General features: G+C 63.6%; 17 protein-coding genes. 2 read left to right on the plus strand and 15 right to left on the minus strand.

All coding sequences use genetic code 11. The annotated features are described in order from the left end of the window. Positions 1–2: 2 nt before the first annotated feature. The 3 genes from MOE34_RS10450 to ccoN are packed head-to-tail and all read right to left on the minus strand — an operon-like array spanning position 3 to position 2,528. The gene (locus MOE34_RS10450) at positions 3–155 is read right to left on the minus strand and encodes a cbb3-type cytochrome c oxidase subunit 3 (protein ID WP_160784500.1); all 153 of its coding nucleotides are present in this window, start codon (positions 153–155) and stop codon (positions 3–5) included. A 10-nt stretch (positions 156–165) separates the two neighbouring features. Continuing rightward, positions 166–897, minus strand: a complete 732-nt coding sequence (ccoO, locus tag MOE34_RS10455; RefSeq protein WP_242223467.1) for a cytochrome-c oxidase, cbb3-type subunit II — start codon at positions 895–897, stop codon at positions 166–168. 11 nt (positions 898–908) lie between these two features. Next, on the minus strand, positions 909–2,528 hold the full coding sequence (gene ccoN / locus MOE34_RS10460; RefSeq protein ID WP_242223468.1) for a cytochrome-c oxidase, cbb3-type subunit I: 1,620 nt from the start codon (positions 2,526–2,528) through the stop codon (positions 909–911). A 207-nt stretch (positions 2,529–2,735) separates the two neighbouring features. Between ccoN and MOE34_RS10465 the strand changes: the two genes are divergently transcribed. Continuing rightward, positions 2,736–3,218, plus strand: a complete 483-nt coding sequence (locus MOE34_RS10465; RefSeq protein ID WP_242223469.1) for a hemerythrin domain-containing protein — start codon at positions 2,736–2,738, stop codon at positions 3,216–3,218. A 3-nt stretch (positions 3,219–3,221) separates the two neighbouring features. Here MOE34_RS10465 and MOE34_RS10470 read toward each other — a convergent pair whose 3' ends face one another. The 9 genes from MOE34_RS10470 to hemN form a co-directional block, all read right to left on the minus strand. Further along, the gene (locus tag MOE34_RS10470; RefSeq protein WP_242223470.1) at positions 3,222–3,932 is read right to left on the minus strand and encodes a PAS domain-containing protein; all 711 of its coding nucleotides are present in this window, start codon (positions 3,930–3,932) and stop codon (positions 3,222–3,224) included. A 162-nt stretch (positions 3,933–4,094) separates the two neighbouring features. Further along, a protein-coding gene (locus MOE34_RS10475; RefSeq protein ID WP_242220107.1) for an IS5 family transposase occupies positions 4,095–4,855 on the minus strand; the annotation gives its coding sequence in 2 pieces (ribosomal slippage) (positions 4,095–4,531 and positions 4,531–4,855; 762 coding nt in all). Between the two features lie 158 nt (positions 4,856–5,013). After that, on the minus strand, positions 5,014–5,943 hold the full coding sequence (locus MOE34_RS10480) for a lipid A biosynthesis lauroyl acyltransferase (RefSeq protein ID WP_242223903.1): 930 nt from the start codon (positions 5,941–5,943) through the stop codon (positions 5,014–5,016). Between the two features lie 11 nt (positions 5,944–5,954). Continuing rightward, positions 5,955–6,983 carry a zinc-binding dehydrogenase gene (locus tag MOE34_RS10485; protein ID WP_160784505.1) on the minus strand — a complete coding sequence of 343 codons (1,029 nt, stop codon included), beginning with the start codon at positions 6,981–6,983 and terminating at the stop codon, positions 5,955–5,957. A gap of 13 nt (positions 6,984–6,996) precedes the next feature. Beyond that, entirely contained in the window at positions 6,997–8,283 is a 1,287-nt protein-coding gene (locus tag MOE34_RS10490; protein WP_242223471.1) for a beta-ketoacyl-ACP synthase, read from the minus strand. Positions 8,284–8,293: 10 nt separating this feature from the next. Further along, on the minus strand, positions 8,294–9,493 hold the full coding sequence (locus MOE34_RS10495) for a beta-ketoacyl-ACP synthase (RefSeq protein ID WP_242223472.1): 1,200 nt from the start codon (positions 9,491–9,493) through the stop codon (positions 8,294–8,296). A gap of 2 nt (positions 9,494–9,495) precedes the next feature. Further along, a complete protein-coding gene (locus MOE34_RS10500; protein ID WP_119256118.1) occupies positions 9,496–9,978 on the minus strand; it encodes a 3-hydroxyacyl-ACP dehydratase FabZ family protein in 483 nt (160 codons plus the stop codon). A 112-nt stretch (positions 9,979–10,090) separates the two neighbouring features. Beyond that, positions 10,091–10,375 carry an acyl carrier protein gene (locus tag MOE34_RS10505; RefSeq protein WP_119256117.1) on the minus strand — a complete coding sequence of 95 codons (285 nt, stop codon included), beginning with the start codon at positions 10,373–10,375 and terminating at the stop codon, positions 10,091–10,093. A gap of 125 nt (positions 10,376–10,500) precedes the next feature. After that, positions 10,501–11,850, minus strand: a complete 1,350-nt coding sequence (gene hemN / locus MOE34_RS10510) for an oxygen-independent coproporphyrinogen III oxidase (protein WP_242223474.1) — start codon at positions 11,848–11,850, stop codon at positions 10,501–10,503. Positions 11,851–12,051: 201 nt separating this feature from the next. Between hemN and MOE34_RS10515 the strand changes: the two genes are divergently transcribed. After that, positions 12,052–12,777 (plus strand): Crp/Fnr family transcriptional regulator, encoded by a 726-nt coding sequence (locus MOE34_RS10515; RefSeq protein WP_242223476.1) that lies wholly within the window; start codon positions 12,052–12,054, stop codon positions 12,775–12,777. 7 nt (positions 12,778–12,784) lie between these two features. Here MOE34_RS10515 and MOE34_RS10520 read toward each other — a convergent pair whose 3' ends face one another. The 3 genes from MOE34_RS10520 to cbiB all read right to left on the minus strand — a co-directional run bounded on the left by MOE34_RS10520 (position 12,785) and on the right by cbiB (position 15,323). Next, positions 12,785–13,213, minus strand: coding sequence for a L,D-transpeptidase (locus tag MOE34_RS10520; RefSeq protein WP_242223478.1), 429 nt, complete (start codon positions 13,211–13,213; stop codon positions 12,785–12,787). 129 nt (positions 13,214–13,342) lie between these two features. Further along, positions 13,343–14,203: a phosphatase PAP2 family protein gene (locus MOE34_RS10525; protein ID WP_242223480.1), complete on the minus strand. Its 861-nt coding sequence runs from the start codon at positions 14,201–14,203 to the stop codon at positions 13,343–13,345. Positions 14,204–14,342: 139 nt separating this feature from the next. Then, the gene (cbiB, locus tag MOE34_RS10530; RefSeq protein ID WP_242223482.1) at positions 14,343–15,323 is read right to left on the minus strand and encodes an adenosylcobinamide-phosphate synthase CbiB; all 981 of its coding nucleotides are present in this window, start codon (positions 15,321–15,323) and stop codon (positions 14,343–14,345) included. Between the last annotated feature and the right edge of the window lie 3 nt (positions 15,324–15,326).

The following is a 15,326-nucleotide window of genomic DNA, read 5'->3' on the forward strand; positions in this document are numbered from 1 at the left end:
GATCAGTCCTCCTTGAGAGGGATTTCGGCGGCCCGTTCGGCGGCCTTGCGGGCGCCGGGGCGGAGGGTGAAGAGAACGACGGCCAGGAAGAACAGCGTCATGGCGAGCAGGCCCCAGCTATCGGCGAAGTGACGCATGGCGGTATAGGTTTCCATGGGTCCCTCCTCAGCGATAGCCGGCGGCGTCGTCATAGGTGGAGAAGTCCACCAGCGTGCCGAGCATCTGCAGATAGGCGACGAGCGCGTCCATTTCGGTGAGCTGCGTCGGATCGCCATCGAAGTCGCCGAACTTGGCCTTCGGATAGCGGGCCTCGACGCCGGACGTGTCGGCGTTCGGGTCGGCCTGCGCCCGCAGGTCGGCTTCGGCATTGGCGATCATCTCGTCGGTATAGGGAACGCCCACACCGCGATTGGCCGTCAGATGCATGGCGATGTTGGTCACCTCCAGCTTCGTCTCCTTGAGGAAGGCGTAGCTCGGCATCACCGATTCCGGCACCATCGAGCGCGGCTCGATCAGGTGCTGGACGTGCCATTCGTTCGAGTAGCGGTCACCCACGCGGGCAAGGTCCGGTCCCGTGCGCTTCGAACCCCACTGGAACGGATGGTCGTACATCGACTCCGCCGCCAGCGAATAGTGTCCGTAGCGCTCCACCTCGTCGCGGAACGGTCGGATCATCTGGCTGTGACAGACGTAGCAGCCCTCGCGGACATAGATGTCGCGGCCGGCCAGTTCCAGCGGCGAGTAGGGTCGCATGCCCTCCACCTTCTCGATGGTGTTCTCGAGGTAGAAGAGCGGGGCGATCTCGACGATGCCGCCGATGGACACGACGAGCAGCGAGCCGACGAGAAGCAGCGTCGCGTTGCGTTCGAGGAGGGCGTGTTTATCAAGAATGGACATGAATCCACCTCCTATTCGGCAGGCTGCAGGGTGGGCGCGGCGCCCGGGATCGGGGCCTCGTCACGCTGATGGCCGAGGATTGTCATGGTCACGTTGTAGGCCATGATGAGCGCGCCCGTGAGGAACAGCCCACCGCCGACTGCGCGCAGCGTGTAATAGGGGAACATGGCGGCGACGGTTTCGGCGAACGAGTAGACCAGGAAGCCCTGCTCGTCGTATTCGCGCCACATCAGGCCCTGCTGGATGCCGGCCACCCACATGACAGCCGCGTAGACGACGATGCCGAGGGTTGCGAGCCAGAAGTGCCAGTTGACCATGCGGATCGAATAGAGCCGCTCGCGCTTCCACAGCTTCGGAACGAGGAAGTAGATCGCGCCGAAGGTGATGAGGCCGTTCCAGCCGAGCGCGCCCGAATGCACGTGGCCGATGGTCCAGTCCGTATAGTGGCTGAGCGCGTTGACCGAGCGGATCGACATCATGGGACCTTCGAAGGTCGCCATGCCGTAGAAGGCGACGGACATGACCAGCATGCGCACGATCGGGTCGGTGCGGACCTTGTCCCAGGCGCCCGAGAGCGTCATCAGGCCGTTAATCATGCCGCCCCACGAGGGCATCCAGAGCATGACCGAGAAGACCATGCCGAGCGTCTGCGCCCAGTCCGGCAGAGCCGTGAAGTGCAGGTGGTGCGGGCCGGCCCAGATATACATGAAGATCAGGGCCCAGAAGTGGATGATCGACAGGCGGTAGGAATAGACCGGGCGGTTCACCTGCTTCGGGATGAAGTAGTACATCATGCCGAGGAAGCCGGCCGTCAGGAAGAAGCCCACGGCGTTATGGCCGTACCACCACTGGGTCAGCGCGTCCTGCACGCCCGAGAAGGCCGAATAGCTCTTCACGCCGAGGAACGAGACCGGGATCGCCAGGTTATTGACGATGTGCAGCATGGCGATCGTCACGATGAAGGCCAGGAAGAACCAGTTCGCCACGTAGATGTGCGGTTCCTTGCGGGTCATGATCGTGCCGAGGAAGGCGATGAGATAGGCGACCCAGACGATGGTCAGCCAGATGTCGACATACCATTCCGGCTCGGCATATTCGCGGCTCTGCGTGATGCCGAGCAGATAGCCGGTGGCGGCCATGACGATGAAGAGCTGGTAGCCCCAGAACACGAACCAGCCGAGATCGCCGCCGAAGAGGCGCGCCCGCGAGGTGCGCTGCACGATGTAGAAGGACGTCGCGATCAGGGCGTTGCCGCCGAAGGCGAAGATCACCGCCGAAGTGTGCAGCGGGCGCATGCGGCCGAAGTTGAACCACGGCTCGATGTTGAGATCGGGGAAGGCAAGCTGGAGCGCCACGACGACGCCGACCAGGAAGCCGACGACGCCCCAGAACACCGTTGCGATGACGCCGTACTTGACGACCTCATCGAAGTAGCCGTCGTCCTGCACCGCCGGCGCGCGGCCGGCGGGCGCGAAGGAGACGCGCCGGACCATGAAGAGCGTGCTGGCGAGCAGCACGAAGAAGAGGACCCACATATGGGCCTCGAAGAGCCTGTCCTGAGCAAAGGCCGCGCCGAGAAGGGCAAGGAATGCCCCCACGGCCAGGACGATCGTTTCCGTTACATATTTCACGTTGGCATCCCCCAACTCGTCGATTTTCCGCAACGCCCGGTTCCCGCACGGAATCGGCCATTGCGCTCGACTGAGCCTTCGCAGATGCGGCGCAAACCCTCCTTGACATGGATCAAGGCACGAAGCGGAAGCCGGCGGCATCAAGAGACAGGTTGACGCAGCCGCGCGTCGCACGCCGCGGCCCCTTCCCCAACGAGGAAGCACGACATGACGGACTATACAGGCATCGCCCGGCTGCTTTCGGATCGCCCGACGGACGCCGTTTCACTGGACTGGCTGAAGAAGGCCCACGACGCCCAGCTCACGCTCTGCACGGCGCTGGAGGAAATCGCCGACAGCCTGCCGACGAATATCAACCGGCAGAAGTGCATCTATGCCGCGAAATCGCTGATTCCCCTGATCAACGGCATCCACCGCTACGAGGAGGAAGCGCTGTTTCCCATGCTGGAGACCAGGGGGCCGGATGACCGGGAGCTGGCCGATTCCATCGCCCGCCTGAAATTCGAGCATGTCGAGGACGAGTGCTTCGCCGAGGAGCTGACCGACACGCTCAACCGCCTCGGCAGCGGGGACGGCACCGTGAACGCGGAAGCCGCGGGCTATATGCTCCGCGGCTTCTTCGAATCGATCCGGCGTCACATCGCTTTCGAGCAGCAGTTCATGCTGCGCGGCGCGGGTCACGCCTCCTGAGCTTCAGGCCGCCATGGGATCGCACGATTCCACCCGCTCCTGAAGAACGAGGATGGCGCCGAGCACCTTGCCCGCGCTCGACCGGCATGGCGTCATGCGACAGTGCGTCATGGCGTTGCCCCGCCGCGGAGACATGTAGTCGAACTCGACCACCTCGCCTGCAAAGCAGCGGTCGAGATATCGCTTCGCATCGTCCTCGAAGCGCTGCACGCCGATGAACTCGGCGACATGCCGCCCCACGAGGTCGATGGGCTTCTCGCGGAAGCTCTCCGCGTTCAGCGGGTTTGAATAGAGGTAGCGGTAATCCGTCGTCACGACGAAGACGCGGTCCGGAAGGCTGTCGAGGATCGCTTCGTTGAGCAGCCCATCCTCCGCGATGCGCGGGACCGCCATGGGGCGCGCCACCTCGGCATCGGCCCGGCCGAACGGTCTTGCCGCCTCCTCGGCTCCGAAATACCGATCCAGCAACAGCTTGAAATTATGCGCCTGCCGGAGCACGCAAGCCCTGTCCTCAGATTCCTCCCGAAGAAGATCCACCACGAGCTGGAACTGGGACCGGATCTCGGAAGCGTCCCTGGCCTCTCTCTGCAGCACGGCCATCAGCGCCGGCTCGATTTCCCTGTCCAGCATGGCGACGAGGTTCTCGTTTCCGACCTTCACCGCATGCTGGAGTTGCGAATACTTAAACCAGAACAACTCTACAAGAGCTTTCAATTCATGCTCCCTAATTGCTGAGAACTACAGCAATTGCACCACAATATTACTTAATCTGTTCAGAGACGGGGTAAACTTTGACCGTTCCCTCCTGAAGGCATGCCCTCAAAAACGTTTACATTAGCAAAATGGTAACAGCGCCCTAGGCTCAGGACTCGTTGATCAGAGCCAGAAGATAACGGTTGCAGCGAGAGCGATGGCGGAGAGAAAGGCCATTGGGCATCTGTCGTAGCGCGTAGCGACACGCCGCCAGTCTTTGAGACGCCCGAACATGATCTCGATCCGGTTGCGCCGTTTGTAGCGGCGTTTGTCGTATTTGATGGTCTTGTTGCGGGATTTGCGACCCGGAATGCAGGGCGTGATCCCCTTCGCCTGTAACGCGTTACGATACCAGTCGGCATCATAGCCACGGTCGGCCAGCAGCCACTTGGCCTTGGGAAGCTCATCAAGCAAGGCGGCAGCACCGGTGTAATCGCTGACCTGACCGGCTGTTATGAAGAAACTGATCGGGCGACCACTCGCATCCGTTACGGCATGAAGCTTGGTGTTCATGCCGCCTTTCGTGCGTCCGATCAGGCGGCCCGCGCCCCCTTTTTTACCCGCAGGCTGGAAGCCGTGCGGTGGGCCTTGAGATAGGTCGCGTCGATCATAATCGTCTTGCGATCCGTTGCCTCAGGCAAAGCCAAGCCTTCCATCATCTGGATAAAGATGCCCTTGTCGCCCCAGCGCTTCCAGCGGTTATAAAGCGTCTTGGCCGGGCCATATTCCTTCGGCGCATCGCACCACCGGAGACCGTTGCGGTTGACGAAAATGATGCCGCTCAGAACGCGTCGGTCATCAACGCGCTGGCGACCATGGCTCTTGGGAAAATAAGGCTGAAGACGGGCCATCTGCTCGTCCGTCAGCCAAAACAAATTACTCATCAGTCGGGCTCCTATACGCCCGTCTGAATCACAGCCGTCAGTTCAAATCAATGGGTCCTGACCCTAAGAGATGTCAAACCAATAATGTCGAGAAAATTGCATAAAAAGGAAAATTGAACGCGTTCAATTCTGAGGGAACAATAAAGAGGCGCAAGCGCTCAAGTATTGAGGCTGTGCTTGATGTTCCAGCGGTCGTGATACCACAGCCATTGGCCCGGATATTCCCGCACCCATTGCTCTACCTTGTCGTTGAGCATCTGGGCGGTCGCCTCGACGTCGACGGCGCCGTTCGCCTTGCGGGGGATCGCCATGGCCGGCTCCAGCTCAAGCCGGTAGCGATTGCCCGGCAGGCGGATGCAGCGGGCGGGATAGACCTCGCAGCCGAACTGGCGGACGAGCTTCGCCAGCAGCGGATTGGTCTGCACGTCGCGGCCAAAGAACTTGGTGTGCAGGCCCCGGGTGAATTTCTGGTCGACCAGCACGCCGACCGGGCCGCCGCCTTCCAGCTTGCGGGCCAGCGTGAAGGACGAGCCGGCATGAGAAGGCACCAGCTCGCCCATGCGCGCGCGGCGGAACTCGAACACCTTGTCGGCGACGTAAGGGTTGTTCGGCGGGCGGAAGAGCACCGTCACATCCAGCCCGAAGGCCGCGCCGGCGACCGGCAACAGTTCGAAATTGCCGGTATGGGCGGTAAAGACGATGAAGGGGCGCGGCCTGTCGCGCAGGTCCACGAAAAGCGGGATGCCCGACACCTCGATACGGCCCGGCTCCGTCTTCTCCGGATCGAAATCGAACAGCTTGTCGAGGAAGACATATTCGGCGGCAAGCCGGCCCATATTGCCCCAGGCATCGAGCGCGATGGCCTCGATCTCGGCCTCGGATTTCTCCGGATAGGCATTGCGCAGGTTCGTCAGCGTCAGCTTGTGGCGACGCGTCTTGGGGCCCACCCAGCGCGCCACGCGGTCCGCGAAATTGATCGCACCGTCCGCCGGCAGCAGCTTCAGGATGTTGAGCAGGCCGAAGGCGAACTGCGCCACCAGCCATTGCTTCGTGTTCCTGAACGCCAGAACGAGGCGTGTGACGATCATCTTCACGGGGATCAATCCAGCTTCAGAACGATCTTGCCGAAGATCTGGCGCGATTCCATGCGCTCCAGCGCCGTCTCGATGCCGTCGAAGGTGACTTCCGTGTCGATGACCGGATGCACGATGCCGCGCGCCATCTTCTGCATGGCATCCGCCATGTTCTCCATGCGGCAGCCGAAGGAGCCGAGGAGCTTGAGCTGCTGCTGGAAGAGCATCATCAGGTTCATGTCGGTGGAGACGCCCGAGGTGGAGCCGCAGGTGACGAGGCGGCCGCCACGCTTGAGGCAGAGCATGGAGCCGGCCCAGGTATCCTTGCCGACATGTTCGAAGACGACGTCGACGCCCTTCTTCTTCGTCAGCTTGCGCACGACGCCCTCGAAGCGGTCTTCGCGATAATTGATGACGTGGTCGGCGCCGAGGGCCTTGGCCTTCTCGATCTTGTCGTTCGAGCCGACCGTGGTGATGACGGTGCAGCCGATCTTCTTGGCAAGCTGAATCGCCGCCGTGCCGATGCCCGAGCCGCCGGCATGGACGAGGATCGTCTCGCCGGGTTCGAGCTTGGCGTTGTCGAAGAGCATGTGCTCTACCGTGCCGAAGGTGACGGGCGCAAGCGCTGCGGCAACGGCATCGATGCCGGGCGGTGCCGGGACCAACAGGCGGGCGGGAAGGTTCACCTTCTCCTGCGCGAAGCCATCGAGATGGAAGCCGTAGACGCCGCCGACATGTTCGCACAGGTTGTCGCGCTTTTCGCGGCAGGGCTTGCAGAGGCCGCAGGTGCGCGCGCCATAGATAGAGACGAGCTGGCCGGGCAGAACGTTGGAAACGCCGGGGCCGAGGGCCTCGACGACGCCGGCTGCTTCCGCGCCGATGACCAGCGGCATCTTGCGCTTGGCGAAGGCCATGCCACGCCAGCCCCAGACATCGATATGGTTGAGGGCGACGGCCTTGACGCGCAGCGTCACCTCGCCGGGGCCGGGTGCTTCCGGTTCCGGAATATCGGTGATTTCGAGCTTGCGGTCGTCGAGAAGCTGGAGGGCGCGCATGGTAGAATTCCTATCAGGCCGGTTCGGCCGTCATCACGAGGCTGGCGTTCTGGCCGCCGAAGCCGAAGGAGTTGGACAGAACCGCCGTGACGCGCGCATCGCGCTTCACGTTCGGCACGACATCCAGCTGGATCGTCGGGTCGGGGTTCGTGTAGTTGATGGTGGGCGGCAGGGTGCCGGTCAGCATCGTCTGGATCGAGAACACCGCCTCGACCGCGCCGGCAGCCGTCAGCGTGTGGCCGATCATCGACTTGTTGGACGAGACCGGAATATTCGCCAGCTTGTCGCCGAAGACGGTCGACATGGAGAGATACTCCATCTTGTCATTCTCGGGCGTCGAGGTGCCGTGGGCATTGATGTAGCCGATGCCGCTTTCGTCGATGCCGGCGTCTTCCAGAGCCGCACGGATCGTCGCGATGGCGGGGCCGCCATCCGGCGAGGAGCGCGTGCGGTGGAAATGATCGGCCTTCTCGCCGCAGCCCTTGAGGATGCCGAGCACCTTGGCGCCGCGGGCAATGGCCGATTCCAGCGATTCCAGCACGAGCGTCGCCGCACCTTCGGCGATGACGAAGCCGTCGCGATCCTTGCTGAACGGCTTGGAAGCCTTGGTTGGCGGGTCGTTCTGCGTGGAGAGTGCAGAAAGGAGCGCGAAGCGGATCAGGGCCTCTGCCGTCACCGAGCCGTCGGTGCCGACGGTCAGTGCCCGGTCGGTGCGGCCCTGGCGGATCGCCTCGACGCCGAGCTGGATCGCCGTCGCGCCGGAAGCGCAGGCGGTCGACAGCGTCACCGGCAGGCCGCGCGTGCCGTAGCGGTCTGAAAGCCGCTCGGAAATGGAGCCGAAGGCCCAGGCCTCATGCAGCGCCGGGCTGGGATTGTCGCGCAGCACGGCGAGAAAGCGGTCATAAGCGTCGCCCGGACGCTGCGAGGCCGGCGCGCGGTCGGCGAGCGCGAAGCGGTCGCGCCAGTCCGGTTCGATCGGCGGGGCAGCGAGGAAAAGCGGGCCGCCGAACTCGCCGGAGATGCCGGCCTGCGCCAGCGCCTCGTCGGTCGTTTCGCGGGCATAGGCATAGGAGCGCTCGACCGGGTTTTCGACCGGCACGTCGATGAAATCGACCGTGCCGGAAATGCGGGTGTTCAGCCCGTCGACCGGGAAGCGGGTGATGTCATGGATACCCGAGACGCCGCCGGTGAGCGCGGCCCAGTTGTCCTTGAGGCCCTGCCCGAGCGACGTGACGACGCCCATGCCTGTCACGGCGACGATGGGGCGACCGAGATGATCCCTGTAAGCGGCATTCGTCATGGCCGGAACCTCACTTCTCTGCGGAAAGGATTGCGACGCCCTCGCCGCGCGAATGGCCGACCGTCGTGACGACGGCGGTGGCGGCGGGAGCGCTCATGGCGGCCTCGACAGCCGTATCGAACGGCGCGACCTTGACGCCCGCACCGAGCGTCAGCGCGGCCAGCGCGAGGCCGAGCGGGAACTGCGCTTCGAGCGACTGGCCGATGACGGCGCTGTAGCCGCGCAGGGCGCTGCCGGCGAAACGCTGGTCGAGCCAGGCCTTTTCCCGGGCCGTCGCGTCATGCGCGCCGGATGCACCGGAGAAGACGACGGTCTCGTTGCCCGCAGAAGCGCCTTCGGCAAGACGCTCGAGACGCGCTTCCAGCCGGCCTTCGTCACGCGAGCCGCGATCGCCGCCGATGGCGTCGATGGTCGCGTAGATGCGCGCGCCACGGGCTTCCGCATGTTCGCGGGATTCCAGGATGAGGAAGGCAGCGGCCGAGCCGGTGATGATGCCGCCGCCGGCATTCTCGTCACGCGACCAGAGCGGCGTCCAGCCGCCGGTCGCATGCGCGCCGATGGCTTCGAAAAGCAGAATAACATCCTGACGCTCGGCAACCAGAGCGCTGCCGACGAGCGTATGCGTCGACTGGCCGGAACGGATGCGGTGGAAAGCGGTCTCGACGGCGCTAATGCCGGCAGCTTCCTCGCCCATGAAGGTACGCGACGAACCGGTGACCTTGTGCACGATGGAGATATTGCCCGCGAGCAGGTTGGAAAGCTGGGCGAGGAACAGCGTCGGGCGCAGTTCCGTGGTCAGCTTCTCGTTGAGCAGGCGCTCGCGGTCGTTGCGCTTCAGGCCCTCGTCGACGATCAGCGAATCGACCGTGATGTCGCGCTCGCCGCCGCCGGCCGCCACGATCATGTCCATCGTGCCGCAGGCATCCGCGTCGTCCTTGAAACCGGCATCGTCGAGCGCCAGGCCCGCGGCGAAGACGCCAAGACGCTGCCAGTTTTCCATCTGGCGCTGGTCGCCACGCTTGGGTATCTGCTGGTTCCAGTCGATCTCCGGCATCGGATGGACCGGATAGGGCGCAAAGCGCTCCGTATCGATCTTCAGCTCCGGAGCCTTTGCGCTCCCCAGAATCTGCACATGGGCGTCGGCCCCGACACCGTGACAGGTGACGATGCCGACGCCGGTGATGACCACATCGTTCTTCGCCTTCGCCATGCTCACTTCCCTTCAGCAGACGCTGCCAGCGCCTCGAACAAACCCACCTCGCCCGCGCGCTTGCGCACGATATCGGCCAGCGGCACCTCGGCAAACGGCATGGTGCGCAGCTTGAGCTGCGCGTCGCACACCTTCTTGCCGGCCGACGTAATCTTCGTCTTCGTCACCGCGTAGCCCGATCCGTCATGCTCCAGCACAGCCTCGATGTCGAGTACCGCGTCGGGCTCGACGAAGGTGCGCATCTTGGCCCCGTCGACGCTCATCAGGAAAGGCATGGCCGCAAAATCGGATGCCGCCAGCACGAGGAAGCCGGAGGCCTGTGCCATGGTCTCGATCAGCAGCACGCCCGGAACGAGCGGCATGCCGGGGAAGTGGCCCTCGAAGACCGGGCTCTTGGACGGAACGACGGAGCGGGCCTTCAGCACGCGGCGCGCGCCATCGACGGCTTCCACCCTGTCGATCATCTGGAAATATTCTAGCAGCATCGGATATGCCTCCGCCGAAAACCGAAAGGCCTGCCGAAGACGGCAGGCCGATAGCCCCTTGCGCCGGGATCGTCCGGAACAGCGCCGCCAGCGGCGGCCGGGCGCCGTATGATCAGGCCTTGGCGGCCCGCAGTTCGTCGATCTTGGCGCAGAGGTTCTTCAGGACGAAGTATTCTTCCGTCGCGACCTTGCCTTCGTTGACGTCCTGCGTCCACTTTTCCAGCGGGATCTTGATGCCGAATTCCTTGTCGATCGCAAAGACGATGTCGAGGAAGTCCAGGCTGTCGATGCCGAGATCGTCGATCGTGTGGCTTTCCGGCGTGATCGTCTCGCGATCGATCTCGCTCGTTTCAGCAATGATGTCGGCAACCTTGTCGAATGTAGCAGTCACGCCCATACCTCATGAATCTATAGTTGGGGCGATCCTATATGGAAATCCGACGCGATTGCCAATGGGGTTGATGAGGGACCTGCATGGCTCGCGCGTCTGTGTTGCGCAAAGACCATGGCTGCGGCCCGCCGTCAGACCGCGACCGAATGCCGGCCGCGCCCGCTCGAAAGATGCGCATCGAAGACCGCCGCGACCGTGCGGGCGAAGGGCCGCCCTGTCGCCGTCAGGACGAACCGGTCCCCCTCGATACGGCAGAAGCCATCCCTGTCCGAGGCAGCAAAGCTGCGCGCCTCCGTCCGGATCGCCGGCGCAACGGCCGGATGGCGGGCGGACAGCTCAGCGAAGGAGAAGCCGAAATCGCACATGACGCGCTCGATCACATAGGCGCGGGCACGGTCCTCCTGCGTCAACGCATAGCCGCGCACGACCGCGACGCCGCCCTCCTCCACCCGGCGCAGATATTCCCCCGTCGCCGGCATGTTCTGGAAATAGCCCTGCGGCAACTGGCCGATGGCCGAAGCGCCGAGGCCGATCAGGGCATCCGCCCGGTCGTCCGTGTAGCCCTGGAAATTGCGGCGTAGCGTCCCCTCCCGCGCGGCGACGGCGAGGCTATCGGCCGGCAGGGCGAAATGGTCGATGCCGACGGCCTCGTAGCCGGCCGCGACGAGCATCTCCGCCGCCATCGCCATTTGGGCGAAACGCTCGGCAATGCCCGGCAGGGCGGCCTCGTCGATCATCGTCTGGTGCTTCTTCATCCACGGCACATGGGCATAGCCGAAGAGCGCGACCCGATCCGGCGCGAGCGAGACGACGGCGCGAACGGTCTCGGCCAGCGTCTCCATCGTCTGGTGCGGCAGGCCATACAGGATATCGCAGTTCACCGACCGCACACCCCTTTCCCGTGCCGCTTCCACGACGCCGCGCGTCTGCTCGAAGGTCTGGATACGGTTGATCGCCTTCTGCACCTTCGGATCGAAATCCTGGATGCCAAGGCTGGCACGCGTCATGCCGATGGTGGCGAGCGCATCGTGCCGGGCCTCGTCCAGATCGTTCGGGTCCATCTCCACCGCGATTTCAGCGTCGGGCGAAAAGGCGAAGTGCCGGTCGAGACAGTGCTTCAGCGCCACCATGTCGTCCGGCCGCAGCAGGGTCGGCGAGCCGCCGCCGAAATGCAGGGCCGTGACGGGCGCATCCCGGCAGACACGACTGCCGATGGCCTCGATCTCCGCGTGCAGCCCCTTGAGATAGGCTTCGACCGGCTCGTAGCGCAACGTCTGCTTGGTGTGACAGGCACAGAACCAGCAAAGACGGTCGCAATAGGGAATGTGCGCATAGAGCGACAGGCGATTCGCCGTTCCCAGTGCCTCCAACCCCTGCAGATAGGCCTGCGGACCGATACTTTCGTCGAAGTGCGGCGCCGTCGGATAGCTCGTATAGCGCGGAACGGGGGAAGAAAGGCGTGTCACGAGTGCGTCCTGCATGGGATTCTCCTTCTGGGAAGGGAAATAACCCCGAAACGATCCCGGCTATTTGATTTTGATCAAGTGAAAGCCGACGGGACTGCGCTACGATTTGACAATAGTCAGGAAGCGCTATTTTGCCGCGAGGCGGCACGCTTTATGTTCATGCTTGCGTGCGATAGCACGGCGTCATTGTGCCGTCAGGCGAAAGGGAAAGTCGATATGGAAGTTCGCCGCCAGGATATCCATAATTCCGATATTCCGCTGGTCTGCCGGGCCTGCGAGGCGCGCCACGGCGGTGTATGCGGCGCTCTGACGCCCGAGCAGCTGACCGAGCTGAACAGACACTCCTTCCGCCACCGGCTGGAAACGGGCGCCGAAGTGATCGGCCAGGGCGAGACGGTCGTGAACTATTCCAACATCATGCGCGGCGTCGTGAAGCTGACGAAGGTGATGGCGGACGGCCGCCAGCAGATCGTCGGCCTGCAGTTCGCCCCCGATTTCCTCGGCCGCCCCTTCCTCGAGGAAAGCGCGATCACGGCCGAAGCCGCCACCGACAGCGAGGTCTGCAACTTCCCGCGCAACGTGCTCGACCGCCTCGTCAAGAAGACGCCCGAGCTGGAGCACAAGCTGCACCGCCAGGCGCTGAAGGAACTGGACGAGGCGCGCGACTGGATGCTGACCCTCGGCCGCAAGACAGCGCAGGAGAAGGTCGCAAGCTTCCTCTATCTCATCGCCATCCATATCGACCCCGAGAGCGTCGATACGTCCTCCTTCGACCTGCCGCTCTCGCGCGCCGACATCGCCGACTTCCTCGGCCTGACCATCGAGACCGTCAGCCGGCAGTTCACCAAGCTGCGCAAGGAAAACGTCATCCGCATCGAGAACAACCGCCGCGTCACCGTTCCCGACATGGATCGGCTGATGCGCCACGCGGGCAACGACTGAGGCAGCCTCAACGCGCGATGACGATCCGCGTATTGGCAAGGCCATGGGTGTTGGCGAGCTGGTAGAACGTCGCCGCATTGTTCGGCGAGAGCCGTACGCAGCCATGCGAGGCGGGGCGGCCAAGGCGCTTGGTGTCGAAGGTGGCATGCACCGCATAGCCGCCGTTGAAGAAGATCGCATAGGGCATCGGCGCATTGTCGTATTTGCGCGAGCGATGGTTGCGCGAGGCCCATTTCGCCTTCCAGCTCCCCGTCGGCGTGCCGAAACCCTTGCGGCCCGTCGAAACGCGCCAGCGATGTTTTACGACGCCGTTCTGGGTAACCACCATGGTTTGCGAAGAAAGACTGACCTCGGCCGTCAGGTTAGCGGCAAGAACGGCCTCCACCTGGAACAGGACAAGAAGGAACGCGACCGCGGTCGCAAGCAAGATACGCATGACTTCCCCTCTACTCGATTGCACCTGACCTTTCCGCCAGGTCTCATAACGAGACAGAGTATAGACGTTTCAGCCTTCCACAATATTGACGGGGGCGGCGAAAATTGAGCGAAGGTGAAGCGGAAATCATTAACGGACGGGATGGGGCGCCGGATACCTGCCAAGGCTGGCAATTCGACCGCGAATACATGCCTTGAGGACAGCGACGACAAGGATCGCAATTCCGATACCGGCGAGGATATCAACGAAATAATGACTGCCGTGCGAGATCGCCGAGACAGCCATGCCGATGTTCAGAATGACCATCGGCCATTTCAGCACACGGACCGCCGACGCCGCCCATGCGCAAAGAAAAGCGGTGCCGGCGTGCACGGATGGGAACGTGAGGATACCGGCAGCCCTGTCCGCCGAGAGCGAGAAGCTGACGGAATCCCTTACGGCGTGGAATTGCTTCAGAAAGGCGTAACCGAAGTACGGATTAAGGTTTTCCAGGGACGCGGGGTCGACGTCGAGCGCGACATGCGCGCCCAGTGCGGGAAACCAGATCGAAATCACACTGGCAGACATGCAGAGCAGGCCGAACGCGGCGACAAGCATGTAACCGCGTGGCGCATATCCCAGCACCACGAGCAGGAGCGGGAGAAGGAGAAGCTGGTACATGAAGCTCTGGTAAGCGGCAAAAAGCGCAGCGGCGAGCAAGGGTATCCCGTCGATCACGTGCGCGAAGGCGAGCCAATCGAAGCCGAGGCTCCTGTCGAGGCCAAGCAGTCTTTCGTCTGCGAGGGGCAAGGCGAAGGAAATCGCCGTGTAGCTCCAGACGAGACCGGCATAGGAGATCAGGACCGCACATCCCAGCACATCCATGAGGCCGCGCAACAGGATCATGCCGCGCCAATGCAGATAGAAGGCGAGCGCGAACAGCAGGGCGACCGACGGCAGGACACCGTAGAACGACTGCCGGTCGAGCGTGATCTTCGTCCAGGGCAGCACGAGCAATCCGCAGCATGCGGCGACCGTCACCGTAAAGAGTGCGATACGTGCGCGCGTCAATTCTGAAGACATCACTTCCCGTTCCGGCTGGAGACGGGATCAATATCCGCCGCGCGGCTAAAGATACTTTAAACAGCCCTCAAAATAGGCTCATGCCGGCGGCGGCCAGCAACACGGCGGCGGCGAGAGCGGCGCAGGCCCCGGAGAAGACGCGGAGCGACAGGTCGATATCGGCGACCGTTGCCACGGTGCGGCCGCTGGCGTTCATCATCGGCTCGTCGACGCGCACCCCGGCATAGATGCGCGGACCGGCAAGGCCGATGCCGAGCGCGCCGGCCATCGCCGCTTCCGGCCAGCCGGAATTGGGCGAACGATGGAGGCCGGCGTCACGCAGCGCGGCACCGACCGCGGCTCGCGCCGCCGCCCTGCCCTTGGCCGCCCATGCGCCGGCGGCGATGAAAAGAATGGACAGGCGGGCCGCCGGCCAGTTGGCGAGATCGTCGAGGCGAGCGGAGGCCCAGCCGAAATCGAGATATGTCGCGTTCTTGTGGCCGATCATGGAATCGGCCGTGTTCAGCATCTTGTAGGCGAAGAGGCCCGGAAGGCCGAGGAGCGCGTACCACAGGGCTGGCGCGACGACGCCGTCGGAGAAGTTTTCCGCAAGACTCTCGATGCCGGCGCGGCAGATGGCCGGTTCGTCCAGTGTCGCCGGGTCGCGGCCGACGATCATCGACACCGCCTGCCGGCCGCCCTCGATACCGCCTTCGCGCAGGCCGATGGAAACGGCGCGCACATGATCGTGAAGGCTTTTCTGGGCGAGAAAGACGGCAACGACCGCGATCTCGATGACTGCGCCGAACAGCCCGAACGTCGCCAGAAGCCGGTGCAGGACGATACCGAGGAAGACGCTGGCAGCAAGCAGCACGGCGATGCCGGCAGCGCCGTTGAAGCGCCGCGTCTCGGCGGAAAGGCGCTTTTCGTTGAAGAGCCTGTCCATCGCGCCGATCGCCTTGCCGAACAGCGCGACCGGATGCGGCAGGCGCCGCCAGAGCGCATCGGGATCGCCGACGAGGCGGTCCAGCACGAGCGCGAGGAACAGGATGAAAAGCGTCTCGCTCATGGT

The sequence above is a fragment of the Shinella zoogloeoides genome (assembly GCF_022682305.1).
GTDB lineage: Bacteria > Pseudomonadota > Alphaproteobacteria > Rhizobiales > Rhizobiaceae > Shinella > Shinella zoogloeoides_B.